The organism is Staphylococcus sp. 231237_7MaSpsaltlick (genome assembly GCF_043107035.1).
Genome location: NZ_JBICNX010000002.1, coordinates 99851 through 123900, shown reverse-complemented (window position 1 = coordinate 123900; position 24050 = coordinate 99851). Strand labels below are relative to the sequence as shown.

Here is a 24050-nt window from a genome sequence, read left to right as displayed (position 1 = left end):
CTTGCTACTTCATTTGTTTTGATTGATTAAGTGATGTGGAAGTGTGACCGTGAAAATAACGATATATGTATTAAATACGCAGGATTTTGATTATCAGAACCTCAAGAGGCACCCTCAATACTCTAAATGGTTTAAGTATTATTGTGTACGAGCGCATACAGGAATACAATTTGAGCATATTCAATTTGGTGAAAATACACATGGTAAACCAGTATTAAAATTACCTAAAGATAAACACATCAATGTGTCTCATACAGATGGTTGTTCAATATGTGTTGTGAGTGACGCGAATGTGGGCGTAGATGTGGAAAAAATTGAAAATATAGATTTAGATATTGCCAAAAAATACTTTTCATTATTAGAGTATCGATACATTACTGATACACAAAGTACAATCTCTCGATTTAATCGTTTTTTTGAAGTGTGGACGATGAAAGAGTGCTATTTAAAATTACTTGGTATGGGCATGTATAAAGCATTAGATTCTTTTTCTATTACACCAGTTCAAGGTCGTTATCAACTTATTGAAACTGAAGATGAAATGATGCAGCCGTGTTCATTTTTTCATGATATTGTGTATGGGATTTATGCATTGTCAGTGATTTTAGATGTAGCTAACCAAGATTTAGAAGCAGAGTTATTAGATATAACAAAGAATTTTAATACAGAATTTATACTTTAAGGGGCGAGTATATGGCTAAAACAACATTATTTTGTATACCATTTGCAGGTGGAAATAAAGCGTTATATTATCCAATGAAGAACAATTTACCAAGTTATATTCAATTTAAGCCATTAGAATTACCAGGACGTGGTGAAAGGTTAATCGAAGAGGCGCTAGATAGTATTGATGACATGGTAGATGACTTAGTTAAGCAAATTATTAATGAAAAACCTGAAGAGTTTATTCTATTAGGTTACAGTTTAGGGACAATATTAGCATACGAACTTTATTATAAATTGGATCAATTAGGTTATCGACCAAAGCATATGTTCCTTTGTGCGAGTGAACCGATTGGCTATTTGGATAAATATAATGATATAGAAGCCATGAATGATGAAGAATTCAAACAGTTTATAAGAGATAAGGGCGGCACATCTGAAGAAGTATTAAATCATGAAGAGTTATGGCAACTTGTGAAACCAGCATTGAAAAACGACTTTCTAGCAATCGATTATTATTGCGATAAACCCAAGGAAAGACAAGTAGATATCAATTTATCAGTATTTGTAGGGAAACAAGATTCCATTTCTGCTCATACTTTGTATAAATGGTCAGACCTGACAAAAGGTAAAGTAGATTATCGATTCTTTGAAGGCGATCATTTCTTTATAAATAATCATTATAAAGACTTAAGTGAAGAAGTAAAATTAGTACTTAATGGTTAGATGTTCAAATTATTTCGAGTTCAGCATGTTTATTTATTCTTAACGTGTTGACAAATAGTCTATAATTTTATAAGATTAATATTACACATGCACACACACGCAAAGATTTAATACAATGTTTCACACGCATTATAAATCTTTTACTAATAGAAAATAAAAACACATGAATCATAATAAAATGATTAATAAACATTAAAACTAGACGGTATTTAAAAAAATAACTTAAAGGGAGGCAGTTACCATGGCAGGTGGACCAAGAAGAGGCGGACGTCGTCGTAAAAAAGTTTGTTATTTCACAGCAAACGGTATTACACACATCGACTATAAAGACACAGAATTATTAAAACGTTTTATCTCAGAACGCGGTAAAATTTTACCACGTCGTGTAACAGGTACTTCAGCTAAATATCAACGTATGTTGACATTAGCTATTAAACGTTCTCGTCATATGGCATTATTACCATATGTTAAAGAAGAACAATAATAGATATTGTATCTGAAAACCCCGTAGGCATATACCTACGGGGTTATTTTTGTTTTATTGATTTTAATAAACATGAAGATTAGTATTTTAATCTATAGATAATTGTTTTTAGTCTAAAATTAAAATAACCATTTAAATTTCTGTATAGTTTTGGCGTTTAAGTTAAATTTTTCTGGGTGATTTAATAATTGTATTTTATATGAATTAGCATTTTGCTTATTACGTAAAAGAATATCCATTCCAGGCTGTGTTACTAAAGTAGAAGAAAACTTAATAATTAACACGTCTTTGTCTATATAAATAATTTTCCATTTGCTCGAAAATGGTTTTAAAATGCCTTTACCTCTCCAATTGAATTGATCGTTATCTAGTGTATCGTAACCGACAATGGATTTTGATTTATTTCTCGTTTGGTATGTTACTTTATCAAGAATTCTCAAAGGATGAGATTGTATTATTGAATAAGTAATAGAAGGATTTGTTTTTTTGCCTGAAGTCCAAATTTTAAATGTAGAAGCTATGATGTGCCATTTTCCAGGTAAGTATTTTGTATATTGCATACTAATCATTCCTTTTAGTAAGTACTGTTTAAATTATAAAAGTATATTATTATCGAACCGTTTTGAAATAGGGCATAGAGATTGAAAGTATATAGTACTGAATGGTCTCTTTTTCAAAATACTGATATGTGGTATTTTTGAATTCTTATATTGATATTAACACATTTAATTGTGTGATATTAGAAAATTATCATTTAAAATTTGTGGTACTTCTTATAAAATATACTTATGTATCGTTCAATATAATCAAAGATTTATGTCATGAAAAAGTGAAATATTTGAGTTGAATGGTTATATAACAAGTTAATTAGAAGGAGCCGCTTATGTTAAATGGATTATATGATGCTTTAATATTTTTTATAAATCTTTTTACAGGTGAATATGGGTCACACTATTTATTGAACTTTGCTTTAATTGTAATTTTTGCAGCATTAATTGATATAGTTTTGTCGTTTGTTTTGAAAAAAAGAGAGTCTAGGATAATTGTATTTATCAAAGGTTTAGGGATACATTTTATTGGAATTATTGTCTTTACTGGAGGTCTTTTATTTGTTAATAGGGTATTAAGCAAACTTCCGTTTTTTGATTATAGTTCTAAATCCGATGAGTTGATTGGATTGGCAGGTATGTCGTTCTACGTAGTTTTACTTTTTGGTATAATCATGGCTATATTTTTAATGAAGGTTAAAATAAATAAAGTATTGAGTTTAATACTCCAGCTATTTGTGGCAATAGGTATCTTTTACATTTGCTTAGAAGTTTTAAATTTTACAATACCAATGAATAATTTGTTGATGTTAGCGGATATTATCTTTGTGGTTTTAATTAGTAATTGGTTAATAGAGTATCTATAAATTTTAAAAATGCTTACTCTATATATTTACTATATTTATAAATGAGTTCTTTCAATGAGGTATTCGGAACATACAATACCTGATACAGAAAATTTGAAGAAGTTATATGCGAGTGTAGGTTGGTGGAATTATTTGAGTACCGATTATGATTTCCAAGCACTGATAAAGAATATGGATTATGTTGTCACTGTGTGGGAGGATTCAGAATTAATTGGTTTAATTAGAGCACTTAGTGACGACTGCTCAGTTGTATTTGTCCAAGATATTTTAATCAAACCGCAATATCAAAGACAAGGTATTGGAAGAAAATTAATAACTATGACATTACACAGGTATAAGCATGTAAGGCAAATTATTTTAATAACAGATAATAGTGAAAAGACAAACAATTTTTATCGATCTTTAAATATGAATAAGCTAGAAAACTATAATTGTAATGGTTTCATGATATTAAATAATACATAATACTTGAATATAAAATAGATCGAACAATATAGGCGTGGCAATACTAATTTTTATATGTTACGCTATATATATGAAGTACCTCCAGTGCTTCATCCGTGATAAACCGCCTTTCGGGGCGGTTTATTTTTGGATTACGGTTTAGGTATTTATGTAGTTTGACGTCTTTCCTTGTGTCTTGCTTACTAAAGAAAACCATTAATACTAGCGTTTAAATTTCCTTTAATAAATATTACGTTTTCTGGATAATTTATATTTTACTTATACAAGTAATTAATTTATAATAATTTTGCACGTCTTAGGACGTGTGTGATTAATGGGTCAATCTCTTATGCGTCCTATGACGTGTAGGAGAACGCAACTCCTTTAATCCTGTGGTCCTCTTAATTGAGGGCCTTTTTTAAATTAAGCTTTATTTAACGTAGTCAACATATTATAATGGATACAATATAATATGTTGGGAGGTAAAGTTTATGACAATGCAAAAATTCACTGATATACAAAAAGAACGGATCATAAGCATTATTGAGTCAAAGGCTACAAATAAAGGTATTTGCAATTGCGATAATCCTAACATGAGAGTATTGGATGGCCAATACTATTTACCATTATTATCTGCTACTTACGGTAATGAACCCATTACGTTAATAAATGTTTTGTGTGAAAATTGCGGTAGATTAAGAACATATTCAAAAGATTTCTTTGAAAATAACTGACGGTTTTACAATATATGAATTTTCACAGATAAATATGGATAATAAATGAGAGACAAACCATTTGCTAATTTTAGCGTTTGGTTTGTTTTTTTATGTCTAAAAACTCAATGTATCTAGAAAGTAATGAAATTTACTGTGCGTTTTTTGAGACAATAAAAAGGGTAGCGTATTATAAAGACTACGCAAATCACCATTCCTCTAATTATCAGTTTATTGAGTAACGATTTCTAATTAATTGTTCATGAAGCGGTTTTAAACAAATAAGCACAATCATAATTTAATAAAAGTGTGTGAGGTGATGAAGATGGCCGTATTAGCATTGGTTTTACATTTAGTGTGTCTATTATTAGTGTTAATTGCAGGTTTTGTGGCATTAAAAGAATTTAGAAAACCGTATAAAGAACGTAATCAAAGAAAAATTGATACTTTACTTGTGTTTGTACTTATAGTTGCATTAATTGCGATATTATCAAGTGTAATTATCGATTTATAATTGTTCAATGTGACGCTAAATTGTAACTTTCAACTCCTATCAATGGAGGGTTTATGGACAATAAACTTATTGATAAACAAATGTAAGATTAATAAGAGTAAGATAATGGAAATATTTGTGCTTTCATTATCTTACTCATTTTTTTATTATATTTAAAACACTTAATATATAGAATGTTCAAAAAATAGTACGAAATAATAAAGTTTTTTGTAAACATTTGAATAATATTATAAACTGTAAGAATAAGATGGATTAATTAATATAGGCATTGCGATAAAATAGCGTGCTATAAAAAAGGAGTTTTTAAATGAAGTATAGGTTGAGTTTATCATTAATAGTAGCAACGAGCTTGATACTAAGTAGTACCGTGGCATATGCCCAAGAAGATACTACAAAGCAAACGACGGAAAAAGATAAGGCAGAGAATACAAGTAAACCAATCGATTTTGATAAAGCACAAAAGATGAGCCCTCAAGCTTTAAAAGACCAACTAACACCTGAAGATTTACGATTACATAATAAGGTTGCAGAACATAATTCTAATTCAGTAGAAATGCGTACTTTTGCAAATAGATCTTACCAAGACGTAAATACATATATTGCAAATAATAATATTAAACCGGCGCAAATCGTTCAAGATTCACGTATTAATAATTTACCCAAATATAATTATAAATCAGGAAAGTTTATAGGCGTTGTTATACACGAAACTGCTAACCCGAATAGTACGATTGAAGGCGAAGTAAATTATATGTATAACAATTATCAGAGTGCTTTTGTACATGCTTATGCAAGTAGTGATAAAATTATCCAAACAGCACCAAGTAATTATTTAGCCTGGGGTGCAGGCGCGAATGCAAATCCATATTTCTATCAAATAGAGTTGACGAGATCAAATACATTTGATGGTTTTGCTAAATCTGTAAATAACCAAGCTTACTTAGCCGCTAAAATGCTGAAACAAAATGGACTGGCACCATCATTGGCAGATAATAATCAAGGTACAGGTACAATTATTAGTCACAACGCTATTAGTCAATATTGGGGTGGCACGGACCACACAGACCCAGTTGGTTATTTTAACCAATGGGGATATAACATGGATCAATTTTATAGTTTAGTTCAAAAACATTATAAAGCACTAAACGGTGGCGGTAATGATGACGCAATAACTGGATCAACTTACAAAGTGGCTAAAGGCGATACTTTATATAGTATTTCAAGACGAAGCGGCGTAGCTATTGATGACATTAAGAAATGGAATAATTTAAGCAATAACACATTATCAGTAGGGCAAACATTAAAATTAAAAGCGCCAAGTAATAGTGGTACGATAACCGGAGACACACATAAAGTAGTCGCTGGCGATACGCTGTATAATATTTCTAAAAGAAGTAATGTAAGCGTTGAAAATATCAAAAAATGGAATAACTTAAAAAATGATAATATTAGTAAGGGACAAACACTATATTTAGTGAAGACATATACTGTGAAGAAAGGAGATACTTTATATAGTATAGCTAAAAATCAAAAGACAACAGTCGACAAAATTAAGTCCGACAATAAGTTGGATTCCAATAGTATTAAAGTAGGACAAATACTAAAAATTAAATAATTGATGAAGCACATTAGTAAATAAAACGACACTCCACCATTTGTTGATATCAGCAATTGTGAAGTGTCGTTTTTGCTTATTTTTCGTTTATTATACCATCGTTATCTCTATCTTTGGATGAATCATAACCTGGCATATCTTTTGTTGTTTCACCTGGCTTAGGCACATCGACATCTGGCGTTTTTGGTAAATCATTCTTTTCAGGTGCATCAATGTCTGGTGCATTAGTATCAGGTGTATCGATATCTGTGCTTGAGTTGTTTTGTTGATTGGTACTGTTATTATAGTTGTTAGATGATTGGCTTTGATTATTATTATAAGTATTGCCATTATCATTACTATTTTCGCTATTATCAGAAGCATTACTTGACTCTTCGTAATTATTATCATTTGATTCTTGAGAGCCATTTTCTTGAGTATTAATCTCTTCATTTTTGCTATTATTAGTGTCGGAATTTTTATTCTCTTTATTTTTCTTTTTAGCATCAGAATTATTTTGAGTTTCTTTTTTGGTACTATCGCTATTATTTTCTGTATAGAAGAAAGCACTACATCCGCCAACCAACAATATGATGAATAAAATTACCACTAAACAGCCTAAACAACCGATACATCCATTCTTTTTATTATCGTTCATCTCATTCTCCCTTAATTTTAATTCACATTTTATTGAACACTAAAATATAAAATATTAAATATATTGTACTACATTTTAGTTGTAGGTGTAACTTTATATTTTTATGTGTAAGAATACTGTATCTTTGAGTAAATTAGGTAGTAGTGAGTGACGATATATAATTGGATTAAAGTATAATATTTAGGTGAAATGCATTGGTATCATATATTATTTTAAAATTCTAAATTAACATCCTTCATGAAATTATAAAACGCTCTGACTACGGTATTATTTAGATATTGTTCTTTTAAAATCATGTCTGTATTTCTAATAATATAATCACCTTGTTGATCTAAGCATGGGGTTTTAGACAAATTATCATCATCTCGTAATAAAATGCCAGGCAAAATAGAAAAACCTAAACCATGTTGGACAAATTCTTTACATGTCTCCATATTGTCGACATTTATTGTAATGGAAGATGGCTCTATAAATTTTCCAATCCACCAATCATCTATTAACTTATTGAGAGAAGTATCGGTGTTATAATATATTCTGGGTAAATGAGGTAACTCAGTTATATCAATTGGGTGTTTTGAAACGATGTAAATCTTTTCTTTCATTAAACGAATCTTCTCTGACGAAAAGCTATAATCTCCTCTTAGTATGCCTACTTGAGAATAGTCATTATGAACATATTTGAAAACTTCTTCGCTCCAACCAGTATTAACATCAAATTCTACTGCTGGGTATTTTTGGCTAAACTCCGACAAAATTTTAGGAAGTTGATATCTTGAAAATATACTAGAAGCACTTAATCTTAATATCCCTTGCACAGTATTTTCTTGACTTATAAGTTCTTCTTTAAGCTTTTGATTATCTTTTAACATGGAAATTGCATAATTTACAATCATTTCTCCTTGCGAAGTGAACACGACACCTTTTTTATTTCTGTAGATAATCTTCACATTAAATTCTTGTTCAAGCTTATTAATTCTATATGTTACTGCAGGTTGTGATGTTCTCAATGTTTTACTTGTTTGTGTGATATTTTTGCATTTAAATAATTCTCTTAAAATTTCCCAATCCATACTATCCATATATAATCCTCCTAAAATTTTATATATATCATAAAAGATTTTGATGACCAAACATAAAAAAGTAATATTTTATTTATCGAATATATACTTATATACTTTATATAAGTTAACTGAATATTTCAATAATTAATAGGGGGGCATATTATGGATACTACAAGTTTGAAAATCCCATGCGTTTTAATGAGGGGAGGAACTAGCAGAGGATTAATTTTTAAAGATACAGACTTGCCCATAGAGAAAAAAATGAGAGAGGAAGTAATTTTGAAGATTTATGGAAGCTCTGCTAACGGACAAATTGATGGTATTGGCGGAGGTACTTCTGTTACTAGTAAAGTAGCAATTGTGGGCATGACAGATACAAACGATAGTGATATTTACTATAATTTTGGGCAAGTTGGAATCAATCAAAAAAGCATCGATTACAACGTGACTTGTGGCAATATGGCGTCGGCTGTCGGTTTATACGCAGTTGAGGAAGGACTCGTAAAGAGAGAAGATGGTGAAACAACTGTTAGAATTTTAAATACAAATACAAATAAAATTATGGAAGTACGTGTCCCTGTATATCAAGGAGAGATAAAAAGTGTAGGTGACTTTTCGATTTCAGGTGTTGAAGGTACAGGAGCAAAGATTACAGTAAGTTTTATTGACTCATCCGGCGCATTTACTGGAAAATTATTGCCGACTGAAAATTTAGTTGACTATATTAAAATGGATGAAATTATGTATAAAGTAAGTATATTAGATACTGGCAATATTGTTGCTTTTGTCAAAGCTAGCGATTTTTCTCTTGAAGGATTTGAATTGTCAAAGGATATCAATGAGAGACAGACTTCAAAAGCAATTGAGAAGTTACGAGTTAAAGTAGGCGTTTTATTGGGGTTATTTAGCGATGAAGACAATGTAAATAATGAATTAGAAGCATTACCTAAAATAGCATTAGTCAGTGAACCAAAAGACTATATAACAGAACAAGGCAGTTTAATTAAAAAGGAAAATATTAATATAATAGGTAGATATATTTCTATGGGCAAATTGCATCCAGCTTTTGCTGTGAGTGGCTCTATATGCTTGGCAACCGCTTGTAAAATTCCTGGGACAGTTCCGGCTACAGTTTGCCAAAAAGACACGCTAAACACAATAGAGATAGGACATCCTAGTGGTACCATTTCGTCTGAAGTTTTTATACAAAAAAATGAAAGTGCTTACAAATTAATTAAAGGAGGTACTGGTCGTACCGCTAGAAGAATCATGGAAGGAAATGCAGTTATTCCAATATCTTTAATGGATAGGAAGTGAAAATATGAGTAAAAAAAAGGGGTTACTCATCATTACATTATCAATACTATTAGCAAGCTGCAGTGCAAAAGGAAATACTGGTAACGACATAGATAAAGAAGCAATTAAAGCGTATCCCAATCAAACAATCAATATGATTATACCTTTTGGTGAAGGGAGCGCCAGTGACGCATTTGTAAGGCAATATTCACAGATTCTTTCCGAACGCTCTGATGTTAATTTTCAACCTGTGAATAAGGATGGAAGTAGCGGTTTGTTGGGGATGTTGTATACGTATCAACAAAAAAATGATGGTTATAATGTGTTAGAGATTACACCATCCCAAGTAATTGCTGATAATTTAGATAAAAGCGAAAAGGTTAAATTGTTAGATGATTTTGAGCCACTAGTACAAATACAAAGCGATATCTATGTATTATCTGTTGCTGAAGATAGCCCAATCAAAAATTATGATGAATTAATTGAAAAGGGCAAAAAGGATAAACTTACGATTGGTGGAACAAGTTCGACAGGTTTAGATGACTTCGCAACTAGTAAATTTAAAAGCGAAGCCAATATAAATAGTGAATTTATTCCTTATAAATCGGGATCTGAAGTAAAGGCGGCAGCGTTAGGCGGAGAAGTAGATGTATATCTAGATAAAGTTGTGAATGTTGTAGACTATGTTAAATCTAATAAAATTAGGCCACTAGTTATTTTTAATGATGACAGAATTAATAAAATAGAAGAATTTCAAAGTGTTCCTACTACAAAAGAAAAAGGATTAGATGTAGATATTGGTTCATGGAGAGGCTTTGTCATTAAAAAAGGAACACCAGAAGCAGTGAAAAAACAGCTTACAAAACAATTAAAAGAGGCATATGAAACTGAAGAATATAAAGAATATGCCAAAAATAATTTAGTGGATATAGGTGAGGGCTATCTAGGTCCAGATGAATTTGAGAAAAAATTAGAAGAGGAGTATGAAAAATTTGATGAAATTTCAGATGATTTAGGCATTTAAACATGTAACGGGGGGATTATATGGGAAGTATATTATTTTGTTTCATTTTACTAATTATATTTGGATATTTCTTAATTAACTCAATAAATATGGAGAATTTAAGAGATGTTGATCCAATTGGCGCGTCAGGTATACCAACTTTTATACTTTTTATTCTAGTTGCATTACTTATTTATACATTAATTAAAGAGATTGTTAAATATAAGAAAAATAAAGAGAAAACGAATCATAATGCGTTATTTACTAAACCGGCGCTCATTATAATGATCATAACTATAGGCATAGCGGTATTTATTTTAGTGTTAAATAAGATGGGGTTTTTCTTATCATGTTTATTTTTAACACCTTTACTATTAGTATTATTAGGCTCAAAAAGTAAGATTCAAATTATTAGTTTTTCTGTAGGTGTTCCAATACTTTTTACGTTTTTGTTTGGAAACATACTAAGTATACCACTACCAAAAGGAATTGGTATTTTTTCTGAAATTAGTAATTTTATATATTGAGACATGGAGGTGTAATGAATGAATATAAACTTATTGAAAGATTCTTTTTTAACGATAATTGAACCCGCTAATATTATGTTAGTCGTATTAGGGCTGTTAGTGGGGATATTCTTAGGTGCATTACCTGGTATAGGGTCTTCTATGGCGATTGTATTAGCACTACCTTTCACATATTTTTTAGATGTATTGCCCGCTATAGCGTTTTTATCAACAATTTATGTTGGCTCGGCTTATGGCGGATCTGTTACCGCTATTCTATTTAATACACCTGGAACGCCAGAGGCGGTGGCAACGACTTTTGATGGTTATCCCATGTCTCAACAAGGAAAATCAAAAAAAGCTTTGGGGTTAGCAATTAGCAGTTCAGCGTTCGGTGGCATATTTGCAGTAATCTTAATGTTTTCCCTGGCTTCTATACTTTCAGAGGTTGCGTTTAAGATACATGCTTCAGAATATTTTGCTTTAGCCATTTTAGGCATGACTGTTATTTCTGCTTTAGGCACCAGTAATATGGTTAAAGCTATTATATCAGGACTTATTGGTATTTTTATTTCAACTATTGGTTTAGATCCATTAACAGCTACAGATAGGTTTACATTTAATACTTTAGAATTGATGAATGGTATTGACTATATTCCAATCATGATTGGAGCTTTTGCATTAGGCGAAGTATTTTCACAAATAACCAATGGTAATCCACAAAATTTAAATGCAAATTCAAAATTATCACAAGGTGTGTTTAAGTTTAAAGACTTCATTGTATATAAATGGACAGTTTTAAAATCAGCGATAATAGGTAGCATACTTGGAGTGTTGCCAGGGACAGGAGGTTCTATAGCTTCTTTTGTAAGTTATGGGGTAGCTATGAAAACAGCTAAAAATCCAGAAGAATTCGGAAAAGGAAAAGCAGAAGGCGTAGTTGCACCTGAAACATCTAATAATGCTGCGGCAGGTGTTTCAATGATTCCTACACTAATTCTTGGAATACCAGGCAGTCCAACTACAGCCGTAATATTAGCTGCTTTAGTGCTACAAGGTGTTCAACCAGGACCACAACTTATATCAGATCAACCTATACTTTTATATTCGATATTTTTAGCTATGTTATTCGCAAGTGTCATGACATTGGTTGCAGGTAGAGCGGGTGTTCAAGTATTCACATTATTGTTAAAAGCACCTTATAGTATTATAGCGACTTTTATTATTATACTTTCTCTACTTGGAGCATATGCTACCAACAATGACTTATTGAACGTTTGGATTATGCTATTATTTGGTATTGTAGGATATTTAATGAAAATATATCATTTTTCAATTGCTTCATTAATTTTAGGAATTGTGCTGGGTCCTTTGATGGAAACATCATTAAGAAGACATTTGTTAATTAACAATGGGGAATTTTTATCATTATTCCATTCTCCTATTACAGTTATTTTATTGGTTGTTAGTGTTTTAATCATCGTAGTCCCAATTATTATGAATAAGAAAAAAGCAAATTCATCGAATTCTAATTAAGTTTTTAATAGATAATAATAGTTTGAAATAATTATTACTATGACTCTGGTATCTCGGATAAACTAAAAAGATGATTTCCATCTAAAATAAGTTGGGAATCATCTTTTTTTATGTATCCAAATATAATTACTATTCAGTGTATTATATTTGAATAACTAGTTGTAATTAGGCTATTTTAGTCTACCGAATTAATCTATAAGTGTACATTGCCTTTAGCGTAATAGAATAAAGATTTCTTTTCGGTAACAAACAATTGAACGAAAGTGAGAATCCCAATTTTTCCAATCAGCATCGTTGCAATAATAATAATTTTTGTAGCTGTATGGTAATCCATTGTAAAATTCATGCTTAATCCTACAGTGCCAAAAGCTGAAATAACTTCAAATAATACAGTCATGTAGGGCGTGTGCGGGTTAAGTAGACTGACTATGAGAGAGATGCTTAAGACAAATATAGTAGCACAGAGTGTAATTGTAACGGCCATATTTAAAGTTCGATTTGAAATAGATCGTTTAAATATGGAAGGATGCGTTTCGTTTCTTAGTGTACTGATAATGAACAATAGAGTTAAAATCAAGCTTGTTACTTTAATACCACCAGCTGCACTAATAGGTGCGCCTCCAATGAACATTAATAACATCATCATCATTGAAGTTGGTGCCGTGATTTGTCCAATGTCTAAAGTGTTAAATCCTGCAGTACGTGTTGTGACAGATTGGAAGAATGAAGCCCCTATTTTTTCCAGAAGTGATAAATGGTTTAATGTAGCGTGATTTTCTAAAATGAAAAATAGTACAGAACCTAAAATAATTAATATGAGTGATGTGCTTAGTACAATCTTAGAATGTAATTTTAAGTGTGCTAATTTTTGAGACATGATTAAATCAAAGAACACTAAAGGACCGATGCCGCCCATAATAATGAGTAACGGAATGGTGATAGTAATAATTGGATCATTAATCGTACTCATTAAATTATCTTTGAATAGAGCAAAACCAGCATTGTTAAATGCAGAAATTGATGTAAACATACTTAAAAATAAGCCTTGGCCAAAACCATATTTAGGGACAAATGAGAGGGCAATAAATATAGCTCCCAAGATTTCAGTAGCGACACTGTATACTACAAATTGAAGAATAAGGCGTATAATACCTCCTGGTTGATCAATGTTCCACATTGCCATTGCTAGATAACGGTTCTTTAAACTTATTTTTTTATTTATTAATATAAAGGTCAATAATGTGACTGTCACGATACCAAGACCACCTATTTGAATTAATAGCATTATAATAAGGTCGCCAAACCAATTGAATTGTAATGAAACATCAACAGTGACTAAACCGGTTACTGTAAAAGCGCTGGAAGCTATGAAAAATGCATCTATAAAATCAATAGGTTTTTTGCCAGTAACAGGTAAGTACAAAAGTAATGAACCAATTAATGTTGTAGTTATAAAAAGTAAAAGGTAAAAATACAAAGGTTTATTTAATATTTTCATTTGGTCATTTCCTTTACTAATTTTAATAAACAGTATTTTATACCTATCGTTTTAAAAAGCAAGACAAATATAAAAGAAAATATTTAGAAAAAATAAAGATCGAGAAATACCTTTATCAATAAAAGGGTTTCTCGATGTTATTGGAAATAAATTTAATTGGTTTGTTTCTTGATACCTTTAGTAACGGCTTCGGCAAAATCGTAAATAGATTGTTTATAGTCATTAGTATTTTCTCGCGTTTTCCGATTGAAATCTCCATTGTCAAAGAAAGATTTGCGATATTTTGTTGAAATTTCTAATTGAACACCAGACCCTGTATCATTTTTATTAATGATGTTGTTGTTGGAATCCCCATTTACATAATTAGGGCTTTTCTCTACATTAAATCCTTCTTTTTCTAATTCTTTTTGAATGGATTGAGACATATCTTTATCTTTCCCACCAATATAAACTACTTTTTTTTCATCTCTAATGCCATGGATTGAAATAGACTCATTAGACTTATAAACCATATCTTTTAATTTAGGATCGTCAAAGCTGGTTGAAGTAATGTGCAGCTTGGCATTATTTGATTTTAATAATCCTTCAAAACTATATAAATTAAAATCCCCTTTTTTAGAAATAATCTTTGCTAATTCAGAAGTACCTGGTTCAATCCCACCACCATGAATGGCAGTAACTAATATATCTTTATTATTTGTTGTCTTTGTATTAACTTGCCAATCACGTCCTTCTTTTGTATCAGCTTTAAGTTCTGAAAAACTTTTATAGTAATCCTGGTTTTGTGATTGATCATTTTTCCAAACATATAATACATATAAGGAAGTTAGAATGACACCTACTATAAGTAACATGATCAAATAATATAAATAAGAATGGATTATATTTTTCATAGATATCTCCTTAATTTTATAGTAGCGATGATGAAATTATAACAGAAATAAGGATAATACCGACCGATACGTTTTTTACAATTGCATTACTATTAGGGTATTTAATATTTACAATCTTAATAAATATAATTTTATAATGCATAATCTGTAGTATGTAATTTCATGATTTTGTAATAAGGTGTATTTTGTGGCGTTAGTGTAAAATGTATATAATAGAAGTGTGAAAATGTAGTATTAACTTGAAGAAAGGATGTGTGTGACTTGGATATTGTTACAAAAATACAAGTAAATGTGCCAAAAGAAAATGTGTTTGAAGCTTTTGTAAATCCAAATCAAATTGGAGGTTTTTGGTTTTCTTCAAGTTCAGCAAGATGGGAACAAGGTAAAACCATCACCCTCTGTTATGAAGAATATAATGCAGAATTAAATATTCAGATAGAAGAAATAAAGAAAAATAAAAGTATTGAATTTATTTGGGGGGATCATCCTGTAAAGATTCAATTTGAGGGCGTTGACGATAGTACAGTAGTTACTACAATAGAGAAAGATTTTGATGCCCAGGATGTAGAACAATTATTAGGACAAAAAGAGGGCTGGGTGTATATGCTTAGTTGTTTAAAAGCATATTTGGAACATAACGTAAGTATTCGAGCTGCCATCTTGTAATATCTATAAACACTAACAAAATTAATATAGACAAACAAATACGTGTGCATTAAAAGTTTGGAAGCAGGGTGAAATTCTGAAAATAATTAGAATTTTATCCTGCTTTATTACTAATATGAAATTTTTTGGGAATATAGTAATTGTAAGCAAATAACTTTGTTGTTAAAGTGGGATTAGTTATAATGTAATTATTAAAGTTACAATTAAAAAGGTGATGATTATGAATTTAGAGTTTAATATCGCGGTGCATCTCTTAACCTTTTTAGTGAAACACCCAGATGAACGGTATTCAAGTGGTGAATTAGCGGAACGTATTTGTGTCAACCCGGTACAATTACGTCGCGTTACTAGAAAGTTAAATGAACAGCAATATTTGGACGCCAGTCGTGGTAAGTTTGGAGGTTACCAATCAAATCAATCAACGAATGACGTAAATCTTGCAGATTTATTTGTATTATTCAATGAAGAAAAATCAGAAGGTAGACTATTTACTGGGGATGAAGGCAGTGATTGTGAAATTTCCAGGGGAATAGGCCAAACGATGTTTCAATTTCACCAAAGAGAGCAAGACTTATTAGCAGCATATTATAAAAATATTACGATAAAAGACGTATTAAAAGACGTATTAAAGGAGGATTCTCATGAAACAGTTTGATTTAATTATTGTAGGATTTGGTAAAGGTGGAAAAACACTAGCGAAATTTGCTGCTGCACAAGGTCAAAAAGTAGCAGTTATTGAAAAATCTAAAAAGATGTACGGTGGTACTTGTATCAATATAGGATGTATTCCATCCAAAACATTAGTACATGAAGGAATAGAGCATGGTTCATTTGAACAAGCATTTTCAAGAAAAACAGATGTTGTAAACGCATTAAATAACAAGAATTATCATAACTTAGCAGACGATGACAATATAGAAGTATTAGATTATACTGCTAAATTTAAATCTAATCATGAATTAAATTTATTGAACGAGCAAGATGAAGTTATGGAAACTATTACTTCAGAACAAATCGTCATCAATACAGGAGCGAAATCTGTCATTCCACCAATTGAAGGTATAGAGTCATCACAGCATTTATACGATTCAGAAGGTATTATGAATTTAAAATCCCAGCCTAATCATCTAGTAATTATTGGTGGTGGATATATCGCATTAGAATTTGCCTCTATGTTTGCGAATTTCGGAACAAAAGTAACTGTATTAGAGCGTAGCAATGATATTATGACTAAGGAAGATAAAGATATTGTCGCTGAAGTGAAAAAAGATTTAGCAGACAAAAATGTAAATATCGTCTTAAATGCAGATACAAAGAAATTTGAAGATACAGAGAACGGTACAATTGTGCATACATCGAATGGGGAGTATACAGCAGATGCTGTATTGATAGCGACAGGTCGTAAACCTAATACTGATTTAGACCTTCAAAATACTGATGTAAAAATTGATGAGCATGGAGAAATTAAAGTGAATGAATATCTACAAACAACTGTATCTAATATTTACGCTTTAGGTGATGTTAAAGGCGGCATGCAATTCACATATATTTCATTGGATGACTTTAGAATTGTAAAAGAGCAATTGTTTGGAGAGGGTCAACGTTCTACGGAAAATCGTGGCGCCGTACCTTATACAGTATTTATAGATCCTCCATTAGCACGTGTAGGATTAACAGGTGCACAAGCGAAAGAACAAGGATATAATGTGATAGAAAATGCTATACCTGTTAATACTATCCCTAGACATAAAATAAACAATGATTCTAGAGGATTGTTCAAGGCAGTGGTTAATAAAAATAATGAAGAAATTTTAGGTGCAACTCTATACGGTTTACAATCAGAAGAAATTATAAATTTAATTAAGTTAGCAATAGATCAAAAATTATCTTATAAAGTATTAAAAGGAAACATATACACACACCCTACAATGGTAGAATCGTTTAATGATTTATTTAATATGTAGTAGCTAAAAGATATATTTGAACTACAACATAGATATAAGAGAGCTGACCTAATGGGTTGGCTCAGACTGTGTTGGTAGTTTTTTGTGCACACTTTCTGCTGGCACTATCTTAGCCTATAGTCTTCGGCTGATGCTTTTCCCGCAGGAGTCGGCCCAAATCACTGCCAATATTATACTGAAAAGATTATAATATATAAATTAAAAAGTGGTAGTGTTTATTATGTTGAATAAATCAATTGATAAAAGAATCAATTTTTGTCTGAAAGATCCATGCTATTTTGAAAAATAAAAAAAATATATAAATAAACCTTAGGTGATTATCATCTAAGGTTTTTCTGCGTTCTGAAAGATAACCAAATGGTTTAGCTTTCTATATATTTTTGAGATGCATGTTAAGCCATTTAGCCGGGACTATTTTAAATTGTTATGAAACTATCACTCTAATGATTTGTCCTACGAAATAGAAAGCACCAACGATAATACATACAATCCCAATACTAATATAACTTTGTTTTTTAGAAACACCTTCTTTTTTAGAAGTGCGTTTATTCAAAATGAGTAACACAATACCAACTATAATAAGAACAATTGAAGCTATCCACATGATGTGTCCCTCCTTGTTTTTATATTTATTAAAATCTCTTTATTATATATTTACCCACGAATTACTAAGTATTAACCTTATCATTCAAAGCAATTTTTTAAGAGTAGTAAACTAAATATTTGAATTGAAATATTAAATATAAATTAGTCGTGTTAAAATGATAATAAGTAACTAACAGTATAGAAATTAGATCGTAATATAGATTAGATAAATATGCGGTGAATTTGATTGGATGGTGTAGAAGTGAATATTAATTATGAATATGGACTAGACATAAAAGATGTAGACGAACTTATTCAAATATATCATGATAACGGTTGGACAGGTCACGATCAAGAAAAAGTTATTACGATTTTTAATATAGCAACACATGTGATTATTGCAAAATACCAGGGGAAAGTTGTTGGATTTGCAAGAGCGATGTCGGATGGCGTTTTTAACGCAGCAATTTATGATGTAATGGTAAACATTGCACATCAAAAACAAGGTATCGGCCAAGAAATCATACGAAAAATGTTGACGTATTTAGGGGAATTATCTTGTGTTCATCTAATCGCTACTACAGGGTATGAAAGTTTTTATAGGCAGTTAGGTTTCAGAAAGTTAAAAACAGGTATGGCAATATATACTAACGAAAAATTAAAAGATGAGTATACTGATTAGTAATTAACAGTTATACTCATCTTTTTGGTGTGTATTCTAGATTATAAAATATTGTGACTCACGTCCTCATAAGAATAGTTTTTAAGTAAAGAACAGCCTAGTGGGTGTTGGCCATTGTCTACATAATCATTAATTTCTTCGAGAACATCTAAAATTTCATATTCAGGTGTTGTAACGTCAAATGTGTATTTGAATATTTGTTTCTTGTCTGATAAAACTGTGGCAATGAGTTCGTCATTGTGCATCTTATAATTAAGAAGTTGCATAAAAATCCCTCGCTTTTTTAAATTTTTAAATCTAGTAACAAAGTAGAGTAATTGAGAATAAATGTCAGTAACTTCACCCTAGATTATAATTGTTATTATTTAATACTTATTATACATTAAAATAAGTAAAATGTAGAGGGTTTAAGCTTAGAAAATCAAGAAAATTTAGTGAAAAATATATGAAAACGTGTGCTTAAGCGTTTTCTAAATTATAATAATTTTAATTAGAGGATTTGGAGTTAATAGTTGAAAAATATGATGTAATTTGTTACGATTTACTGAATTAAATAAATGCTTTCTAGGGTTCCGCAATAATATGATTTGGTCTGGTCCGAGAGAAGGCCACATTTTTATATGTGACACGGAAGGATAAAAGCCTGGGAGATAGTAGTTAACACTATCTCCCAGGCTTTTTATTTTTAAAGGAGGATTTTATTATGAATTGGTTGAAAATAATTATTGCTTCAATATTTGAGGTTGGATGGGTCATTGGTTTAACGCATGCTTCATCAGTATTTGAATGGATTTTAACTATCATTGCTATATTTTTAAGCTTTTACCTGCTTATTGAAGCATCTAAAGTATTGCCGGTAGGAACATCTTATGCAGTATTTGTTGGACTTGGTACGACCGGTGTGACATTATTTGATTTTCTATTTTTTGGACAACCATTTAATTTAGGGAAAATTATTTTAATAATAACACTATTATTAGGTGTAATTAGTTTGAAATTAGTGACAACAAGTGATGGGGGGCGTTCATAATGGCTTGGATTTTATTAATTATTGCAGGAGTTTTTGAAATGTTAGGTATTACGTTTTTGAATGCTTATGTGCATAGTCGTAAATGGAGTTCGCTTGGATGGATGATAGCTTTCTTTGCAGTGAGTTTCTTATCGTTATCCATAGCAATGAACCAGTTGCCTATGAGTACGGCTTACGCTGTATGGACTGGCATAGGTGCAGTCGGAGGGGCCATTTTAGGTATGCTATTTTATAAAGAGTCAACTGATATAAAAAGAATTATCTGTATTATAGTCATACTAGGCAGTACGATTGGTTTGAAATTAATAAGTTAATGTTTATTTTATTAATAAATATTAAGAAGGTATGTAATACTCTTATTGACTAATGTTAGTGTTTAATGTGTTTGATGTTCTTTGGAAGGTCAGAATAAAACTTCCAGCTAAGTAAATATGCGATAGTTTTTTCTAGACAAAATATAAAAAATCGAAAAATAAAGATTAGCGTATTCTCGATTAATTGAGTTATTGCGGCTCGTTGTCAAAGCGGACTGATACAACAATCAGTCCGCTTTAGTATAGAGCTGGGTTTTATGCATATATCCTTATATTAAGAGAGATAAGGATTTTAAAAATAAAAAAATAGACGACACATGAGTGTCGCCTTAAGAGTAATATGTTCATGAATATAAAAGACTAGTAGTCGGTTTCCAACTACATTTTTAATATATCATAGTTAAGACTATATATTCAATAAAAAGACGGTTAAAATATGAGAGTATTCATGTTGCAGACACATATTGTAATTGATACCATAAAGCATGAAGGTGGGTGTTTGATATGGAAGGACTTGCAGCTTTTATTACGATTACTTTAATGATTATTATTGTACCTGGTCCAGACTTTTTCGTAGTAATGAAAAATTCGATTACTTCTGGGAAAGGCAATGGTGCTATGGCTGCTTTAGGTATTACATCTGGCCATGTATTGTATTCATTATTAGCGGTATTCGGTATCATATTTATTTTGGCAAATATGTACTATATTTTTATGACTATTAAAATATTAGGTGCATTCTATCTGATTTATTTAGGGATCAGAAGTATTATTAGCGCACGTCAGGGTATGAACTTTTCTACTTCACATATGAAGGCTCGAAAAATTAGTTATTTGAGTTCTTATAGACAAGGTTTGTTAAGCACGATATTAAACCCTAAAGCATTACTTTATTACATAAGTATTTTACCTCAATTTTTAACTGCTGGGGAAGGCGTAACGTCCCAGATTGCAATATTGTCAGCAATTGTTACTACCGTTATTCTGTTGTGGTTTATATTTTGTGTCTATATTTTCCAATATATTAAATTATTGTTCGCTAATAGAACAGTAAAAGCGGTTTTTGATTATACAGTGGGTGCAATATTGATTGGTTTATCGCTTAATTTATTGTTCAGTAAAAGTAGTTAAGTATTAAATTAAAGAGAATTTATTCTCTAGAGGTTGATGCAAATGGCAACATGCTATGTTGGCAAATATCAAGACACATATACAAAATTAGGAGCGGAAATGTGAAGTCAAATCACAAAATTTGGTTTCGATTCCGTTCCTTTTTTAATGGTTAAAATTAAATATATTATAGAACATAAGGTGTTAGTATAATGCAATTAACTTGAAAACAGATTAACCAATTAAATGCAATTTTTTATAAAATATTCACAAATTATCTACATAATAATTTTGTTATTTATTTATAATATTAGAGGAGAAGGGGGAAAAAATTTGAAAAATATATTTAATCCATTACAAAGATTGCATTTTTATGCTGCGCTATTTATAACACCGTTATTAATTACGTTAACTATTTCGGGCATTGGTTATCTCTTTTTTCAAGAAGTAGAAAATAATATATATAAAACAGAGTTTTTCGGGGATAGTTCCGTTAAAACACATCAAACACTAAATGAAGCTGTAGATGAAGTAGAAGATAAGTTTGACGGCTTTTACATCAGTAAAGTAAGTATGATGGATGACCCATATAATAATCGTATTACATTAGATGATATGGCTGGAAATCAGCGGTATGTATTTTTAGACCAAAATAATCAAATAGTAGCAGATCAAAATGCTAAACATACATACTCAAATGTAGTAAGAAATATACATAGTTCATTATTCACAGAAAACACGTTTATAAATTATCTTGTAGAATTAACTGCGTGTTGGACAATTTTTATGATTCTTTCTGGGACTTATATGCTTATTAAGAAAAAGCTAATCTCAAATAAAAATAAAAAATTAAGGTTCCAAAAATGGCATGGTATTTTAGGTGTAGTTATAGCAATACCAGTATTTGTATTGGTGCTTACTGGTTTGCCGTGGTCTGGATATATGGGAGCTAAGATTGCAAATGTGATGGACAATTCTGGCGAGTTAGGACAATCAGAATTGGCTATTAATCCTCCGAAATCGGATGTAAATGAAATACCATGGGCAACACGTGAAAATAAACAACCTGCTTCAGAAGGTCATGCTGCTCACCATGGTGGCGGCGAAATGCCGAGAACAGATATTAAAAATCAAATTTCGATTGATAGAGTAGCTACTGAAGCTAAAAAGAACGGTATAGATAAACCATATTCTATTGTCTATCCATCTAATGAATCAGCTGCTTTTACAGTTTCTAATGGCAGTAATACAGGTGTCACAGGGTTAGATGTTTCACCTTATGACGAGCAAACGTTATATATAGATCAATATAATGGGAATGATTTAGGTAAGGTGAAGTATGAAGAATATGGCATTATTGGCAAATGGTTTACATGGGGCATACCATTACATGAAGGTCATCTTTTTGGCGTAGCTAATAAAGTGATTAATTTACTTGTATGTATCGCTTTACTGACAGCAATTGGACTAGGATTAACATCATGGATTAAAAAAATGAGAGGTAGTAATGTGAAGCTGCCACCAAGAGTTAAAAAACCAATGTCAATTCCATTGGTTATCGTGCTTATCGTACTGGGAATTTTAATGCCGTTATTTGGTTTCTCATTGATTATTGTATTTATTATCGAAGCTTTATTATATTATAAAGATCGAAAAAATAAACAGAAGAAATAAAGACATAGTTAAGGGGTGTGACACAAAATCAAATTTTTAAATTTGATTCCGTGTTACACCCCGTTTTTTAAAGCGAATTAATAAGTCTTGCTTTATTGAAATACACGTTTTGATAAAATTAGTGATTCATATCCATTTCATGGATTTTCATCATTAATCCGTGTGGGATATCATCATGTTTTACTACTTCTTTTTTGTAGAATGATTCACCATCATCTTTAGATACTAATTTTACAAAATCACCTTTTTTAGGTTTGAAATCATCATCATGCTCAAGTTTGACATCTTTCGTTACTATGCCATCTTTTTCGCTGACAACTTTTTCTGCAGTGGTACTTTCAGACATATAGCCATAATAAGTATCTTTTTGACCAGAAAATAGCATGAATATCGTGAAAGCTAAACCAATAATAACTAAAATACTAATTAAAGAAATTGTTAATTTTTTACTCATATTCTCAGTCTCCTTTAACTCTAAGCATAAAAGATATTACTGTCTAAGTATACAAAATTTTAAATTGTTTTGAACTTTGTCATAATTTAAATACAGCTCGATAAGTTAATGTACCTTTTAAGGTGTGTTTTAATCCTATACCAACTAAGTGTATATTATGGATTGTAAAGTGACGAATCTGAAATGAGTACTTTAATACCACGGTAAATATTTTTAAGCGTATACCAGATAGTTATGGCGAATAGTAGTATAACTAACGCGAGTGCTACTACACTTACAGTTGTATTTTGTGAATCAATTACGACACCGCCCATAGCAATACTAATGATTAAAAAGATAGGCCCAATATAAGTTATAATATGATAAATTAGTGATTTTGCTGCGTGTGTAGAAGTTGGTTTATCAGCAAATATCCAAATAATAATAGGCACGATGATAGGTGCAAAAAATATACTGAAATAACTAATTGAAGCAAGTATACGTTCGCTTTGTGTATTGTTTTGTGTAATTTGTTGGTTCATTGATATCACCTCAGATAGGATAATAACAATAAATAAGATAGAAATAT

Annotated in this window: 29 protein-coding genes and 1 riboswitch; of the genes, 20 read left to right on the top strand and 9 right to left on the bottom strand. The window is 30.7% G+C overall.

Translation table 11 applies throughout. From position 1 onward, the window contains the following. Positions 1 to 49: 49 nt before the first annotated feature. The 3 genes from ACF91D_RS03795 to rpsR all read left to right on the top strand — a co-directional run bounded on the left by ACF91D_RS03795 (position 50) and on the right by rpsR (position 1873). Positions 50 to 682: a 4'-phosphopantetheinyl transferase family protein gene (locus tag ACF91D_RS03795; RefSeq protein WP_069792965.1), complete on the top strand. Its 633-nt coding sequence runs from the start codon at positions 50 to 52 to the stop codon at positions 680 to 682. Positions 683 to 693: 11 nt separating this feature from the next. Beyond that, positions 694 to 1389 carry a thioesterase II family protein gene (locus ACF91D_RS03790; protein ID WP_039069221.1) on the top strand — a complete coding sequence of 232 codons (696 nt, stop codon included), beginning with the start codon at positions 694 to 696 and terminating at the stop codon, positions 1387 to 1389. 241 nt (positions 1390 to 1630) lie between these two features. Beyond that, positions 1631 to 1873, top strand: a complete 243-nt coding sequence (gene rpsR, locus ACF91D_RS03785; RefSeq protein WP_002484306.1) for a 30S ribosomal protein S18 — start codon at positions 1631 to 1633, stop codon at positions 1871 to 1873. Between the two features lie 119 nt (positions 1874 to 1992). Here the strand turns inward: rpsR and ACF91D_RS03780 are convergent, their stop codons facing one another. Then, entirely contained in the window at positions 1993 to 2433 is a 441-nt protein-coding gene (locus ACF91D_RS03780; protein ID WP_107548668.1) for a hypothetical protein, read from the bottom strand. A gap of 323 nt (positions 2434 to 2756) precedes the next feature. On the opposite strand from ACF91D_RS03780, the gene ACF91D_RS03775 reads away from it, so the two are divergent. From ACF91D_RS03775 to ACF91D_RS03755, 5 genes are all read left to right on the top strand, one after another. Then, positions 2757 to 3287 (top strand): hypothetical protein, encoded by a 531-nt coding sequence (locus ACF91D_RS03775; protein WP_069792964.1) that lies wholly within the window; start codon positions 2757 to 2759, stop codon positions 3285 to 3287. Positions 3288 to 3341: 54 nt separating this feature from the next. Then, positions 3342 to 3752 carry a GNAT family N-acetyltransferase gene (locus ACF91D_RS03770; RefSeq protein ID WP_327620942.1) on the top strand — a complete coding sequence of 137 codons (411 nt, stop codon included), beginning with the start codon at positions 3342 to 3344 and terminating at the stop codon, positions 3750 to 3752. Positions 3753 to 4222: 470 nt separating this feature from the next. Beyond that, the gene (locus ACF91D_RS03765) at positions 4223 to 4465 is read left to right on the top strand and encodes a hypothetical protein (protein ID WP_017723381.1); all 243 of its coding nucleotides are present in this window, start codon (positions 4223 to 4225) and stop codon (positions 4463 to 4465) included. 304 nt (positions 4466 to 4769) lie between these two features. Then, on the top strand, positions 4770 to 4958 hold the full coding sequence (locus ACF91D_RS03760; RefSeq protein WP_039069225.1) for a hypothetical protein: 189 nt from the start codon (positions 4770 to 4772) through the stop codon (positions 4956 to 4958). Between the two features lie 307 nt (positions 4959 to 5265). Then, positions 5266 to 6573 (top strand): peptidoglycan recognition protein family protein, encoded by a 1308-nt coding sequence (locus tag ACF91D_RS03755; RefSeq protein WP_039069226.1) that lies wholly within the window; start codon positions 5266 to 5268, stop codon positions 6571 to 6573. Between the two features lie 76 nt (positions 6574 to 6649). On the opposite strand, the gene ACF91D_RS03750 is transcribed toward ACF91D_RS03755, so the two are convergent. Beyond that, positions 6650 to 7210: a hypothetical protein gene (locus ACF91D_RS03750; RefSeq protein ID WP_392436523.1), complete on the bottom strand. Its 561-nt coding sequence runs from the start codon at positions 7208 to 7210 to the stop codon at positions 6650 to 6652. 212 nt (positions 7211 to 7422) lie between these two features. After that, complete coding sequence (locus tag ACF91D_RS03745) at positions 7423 to 8289, bottom strand: LysR family transcriptional regulator (RefSeq protein ID WP_039069229.1); 867 nt, start codon at positions 8287 to 8289, stop codon at positions 7423 to 7425. Positions 8290 to 8433: 144 nt separating this feature from the next. Here ACF91D_RS03745 and ACF91D_RS03740 point away from each other — a divergent pair, with 144 nt between their 5' ends. The 4 genes from ACF91D_RS03740 to ACF91D_RS03725 are packed head-to-tail and all read left to right on the top strand — an operon-like array spanning position 8434 to position 12612. After that, complete coding sequence (locus ACF91D_RS03740; protein ID WP_327620940.1) at positions 8434 to 9588, top strand: PrpF domain-containing protein; 1155 nt, start codon at positions 8434 to 8436, stop codon at positions 9586 to 9588. A gap of 4 nt (positions 9589 to 9592) precedes the next feature. Continuing rightward, positions 9593 to 10591, top strand: a complete 999-nt coding sequence (locus ACF91D_RS03735; protein ID WP_327620939.1) for a Bug family tripartite tricarboxylate transporter substrate binding protein — start codon at positions 9593 to 9595, stop codon at positions 10589 to 10591. 20 nt (positions 10592 to 10611) lie between these two features. Further along, complete coding sequence (locus ACF91D_RS03730) at positions 10612 to 11097, top strand: tripartite tricarboxylate transporter TctB family protein (protein ID WP_327620938.1); 486 nt, start codon at positions 10612 to 10614, stop codon at positions 11095 to 11097. Between the two features lie 18 nt (positions 11098 to 11115). Beyond that, on the top strand, positions 11116 to 12612 hold the full coding sequence (locus ACF91D_RS03725) for a tripartite tricarboxylate transporter permease (protein WP_052253461.1): 1497 nt from the start codon (positions 11116 to 11118) through the stop codon (positions 12610 to 12612). Positions 12613 to 12805: 193 nt separating this feature from the next. Here ACF91D_RS03725 and ACF91D_RS03720 read toward each other — a convergent pair whose 3' ends face one another. After that, complete coding sequence (locus ACF91D_RS03720) at positions 12806 to 14110, bottom strand: TrkH family potassium uptake protein (RefSeq protein WP_392436520.1); 1305 nt, start codon at positions 14108 to 14110, stop codon at positions 12806 to 12808. Between the two features lie 152 nt (positions 14111 to 14262). Further along, complete coding sequence (locus tag ACF91D_RS03715) at positions 14263 to 15003, bottom strand: poly-gamma-glutamate hydrolase family protein (RefSeq protein ID WP_069792954.1); 741 nt, start codon at positions 15001 to 15003, stop codon at positions 14263 to 14265. Between the two features lie 252 nt (positions 15004 to 15255). On the opposite strand from ACF91D_RS03715, the gene ACF91D_RS03710 reads away from it, so the two are divergent. From ACF91D_RS03710 to merA, 3 genes are all read left to right on the top strand, one after another. Then, complete coding sequence (locus tag ACF91D_RS03710; RefSeq protein WP_369967133.1) at positions 15256 to 15669, top strand: SRPBCC domain-containing protein; 414 nt, start codon at positions 15256 to 15258, stop codon at positions 15667 to 15669. A 220-nt stretch (positions 15670 to 15889) separates the two neighbouring features. After that, the gene (gene hypR / locus ACF91D_RS03705; RefSeq protein ID WP_327620936.1) at positions 15890 to 16324 is read left to right on the top strand and encodes a redox-sensitive transcriptional regulator HypR; all 435 of its coding nucleotides are present in this window, start codon (positions 15890 to 15892) and stop codon (positions 16322 to 16324) included. Then, a complete protein-coding gene (gene merA, locus ACF91D_RS03700; protein WP_327620935.1) occupies positions 16311 to 17633 on the top strand; it encodes a hypothiocyanous acid reductase MerA in 1323 nt (440 codons plus the stop codon). Before hypR ends, merA begins: the two co-directional genes overlap by 14 nt. Before the next feature lie 424 nt (positions 17634 to 18057). On the opposite strand, the gene ACF91D_RS03695 is transcribed toward merA, so the two are convergent. Further along, positions 18058 to 18237, bottom strand: a complete 180-nt coding sequence (locus ACF91D_RS03695; RefSeq protein WP_039069241.1) for a hypothetical protein — start codon at positions 18235 to 18237, stop codon at positions 18058 to 18060. Between the two features lie 228 nt (positions 18238 to 18465). Between ACF91D_RS03695 and ACF91D_RS03690 the strand changes: the two genes are divergently transcribed. After that, entirely contained in the window at positions 18466 to 18900 is a 435-nt protein-coding gene (locus tag ACF91D_RS03690) for a GNAT family N-acetyltransferase (RefSeq protein ID WP_257934634.1), read from the top strand. A 41-nt stretch (positions 18901 to 18941) separates the two neighbouring features. Here ACF91D_RS03690 and ACF91D_RS03685 read toward each other — a convergent pair whose 3' ends face one another. After that, positions 18942 to 19166: a hypothetical protein gene (locus tag ACF91D_RS03685; RefSeq protein ID WP_039069243.1), complete on the bottom strand. Its 225-nt coding sequence runs from the start codon at positions 19164 to 19166 to the stop codon at positions 18942 to 18944. 287 nt (positions 19167 to 19453) lie between these two features. Next, positions 19454 to 19552: riboswitch (guanidine-I (ykkC/yxkD leader) on the top strand. A gap of 51 nt (positions 19553 to 19603) precedes the next feature. On the opposite strand from ACF91D_RS03685, the gene ACF91D_RS03680 reads away from it, so the two are divergent. From ACF91D_RS03680 to ACF91D_RS03665, 4 genes are all read left to right on the top strand, one after another. Then, positions 19604 to 19930 carry a DMT family transporter gene (locus tag ACF91D_RS03680; RefSeq protein ID WP_039069244.1) on the top strand — a complete coding sequence of 109 codons (327 nt, stop codon included), beginning with the start codon at positions 19604 to 19606 and terminating at the stop codon, positions 19928 to 19930. Then, positions 19930 to 20244 (top strand): DMT family transporter, encoded by a 315-nt coding sequence (locus ACF91D_RS03675; protein WP_039069245.1) that lies wholly within the window; start codon positions 19930 to 19932, stop codon positions 20242 to 20244. Before ACF91D_RS03680 ends, ACF91D_RS03675 begins: the two co-directional genes overlap by 1 nt. Before the next feature lie 504 nt (positions 20245 to 20748). Beyond that, positions 20749 to 21375 carry a LysE family translocator gene (locus tag ACF91D_RS03670; RefSeq protein WP_039069247.1) on the top strand — a complete coding sequence of 209 codons (627 nt, stop codon included), beginning with the start codon at positions 20749 to 20751 and terminating at the stop codon, positions 21373 to 21375. 312 nt (positions 21376 to 21687) lie between these two features. Next, positions 21688 to 23028, top strand: coding sequence for a PepSY-associated TM helix domain-containing protein (locus ACF91D_RS03665; protein WP_069792950.1), 1341 nt, complete (start codon positions 21688 to 21690; stop codon positions 23026 to 23028). 118 nt (positions 23029 to 23146) lie between these two features. On the opposite strand, the gene ACF91D_RS03660 is transcribed toward ACF91D_RS03665, so the two are convergent. Together ACF91D_RS03660 and ACF91D_RS03655 are read right to left on the bottom strand one after the other, a co-directional pair. Further along, on the bottom strand, positions 23147 to 23482 hold the full coding sequence (locus tag ACF91D_RS03660) for a DUF4889 domain-containing protein (RefSeq protein ID WP_039069249.1): 336 nt from the start codon (positions 23480 to 23482) through the stop codon (positions 23147 to 23149). Positions 23483 to 23637: 155 nt separating this feature from the next. After that, entirely contained in the window at positions 23638 to 24003 is a 366-nt protein-coding gene (locus tag ACF91D_RS03655) for a DUF4870 domain-containing protein (protein ID WP_039069250.1), read from the bottom strand. Positions 24004 to 24050 lie beyond the last annotated feature (47 nt).